At 56.9% G+C, this 1,396-nt stretch carries 1 protein-coding gene and 1 pseudogene; both read right to left on the bottom strand.

Annotated features, from left to right (window positions below; translation table 11 throughout):
- Window positions 1-93: 93 nt before the first annotated feature.
- Window positions 94-1,179 (bottom strand): SIR2 family protein, encoded by a 1,086-nt coding sequence (locus WIT60_RS16840; protein WP_339584975.1) that lies wholly within the window; start codon window positions 1,177-1,179, stop codon window positions 94-96.
- Window positions 1,180-1,233: 54 nt separating this feature from the next.
- Window positions 1,234-1,396: pseudogene (locus WIT60_RS16945) on the bottom strand (IS1595 family transposase); the annotation flags it as partial.

Genomic DNA, 1,396 nt, shown 5'->3' with positions numbered 1-1,396 from the left:
TCATGTCCATGGTGATCACTCCTCGAACCCCGCTGCATCAAAAAGCAGCAGAGTAGGTTGAACACCTGGCTCAGTTTTAGATCGGCACACCCCTCATAAGTGGCTCAGTTTTCGGTAGGCGCCAACAGTCAGTTGCATCCAGGGTGCGCGACTGTAAGGCGCAGGCCTTCGAGCAAGGCTGAACGCCAGTTTGTCGTCTTTCTCATCGCGCGGGGGCACATCAAACCGGCTAAGGTCAGTGTGCCCAAAGTGATCCTGCGTGAAGGCATCGAAGAGCCAATCCAGTGAGGGCACAGGATTGAAGTCCGCAAACTTTTGGGCGGGGATGCCCGTCTTGTCAGACAGTGCCCACAGCATGCGGCCCACGAAGTCGTCTTGCTGAGTGCTTGCCGAGGGGCGGGCCAACGCGTGGCTGACAACGATCTGCTCCTTGCCGTTTACGCCATCACGGTATGTTTCGGCCCATACCTTTAGGGTTCGGTGCAGGGCGGAGTGGTCGTAGGTGCCTGCGGGCACCGCATACAGAATGGGGTTGACGCCTTTGGCCCTCCATTCAATGGTTTGGTTAGCCTCGTCACCTGGCGTGCATTCACCCAGTGCCCAGGCTTGTGGTGTGACCTCCCCAAGCATTCGATCGGCCGCCAAGGCGTCCATCATGTACCGCATCACAGGATCGTTGATGCTGTAGCCGACAAAGCAAACGACGTAGTTACGAAAAAGCTCGCTGACAAAACGGGCCGCCCAGCGTTCAGTCAAATAGGCAAGACCAAAGTCGCCGCTGGTTACCACAAGCCGGTTCAGGCTACTGTCGTCTGGTTTCTCGGGCAAAGCGCCATGGAGATAGACCAATCCATCCCAACGGCTGCTTTTAGGGATGGGCAGCATGGGGGCCACATGGCCGATGAACGGCTTGCGCTCACGTTTTGCGACCCATTCAAAGACGCGATCAAAGTTGGTGGTTACGAGACGCAGCATGCCTTGCCGATTCCGAGCAAGGTGAAGCAAGGCGGCATGTGTGTCGGTGGCTCCCTTCTTGCGCAGCTTGGGCTTGAGTGCTTCGGCAAGTGCTTTGCGCATGGCTAACCCTCGCCTTTGGCCGGGCAAACGGTCTTCGAGCAGGTTCAGTGTGGCGTCGAATTGAGAATTCTTGAAGGCCTTGTCTTCAATGGGCGTCGGCACTGTGCCTGTCTTGTCATAGATGCTTTTAACCAGACCACCAAAGCCGGGACCTGATTAGAAACGTGCCTCAGCATGCGACCTGACCGTCTTTTCCTTGATGGGCTTTGCTCTCACGACGTCGACGATGAGACTTGCGACCAGACCACGCAGATCGAAGCGGCGGTTGAACCTGTAGGCGAAGCCAGCAAGGTAGTGCTCGGCGTACTTGCGGTAGTTC

Origin of the sequence: Aquabacterium sp. G14 (genome assembly GCF_037482285.1) — a bacterium.
Classification (GTDB): Bacteria; Pseudomonadota; Gammaproteobacteria; order Burkholderiales; family Burkholderiaceae_C; genus Aquabacterium.
Note: the sequence above shows the minus strand (reverse complement) of the source record. Positions and strands in the feature narration are given on the sequence as shown.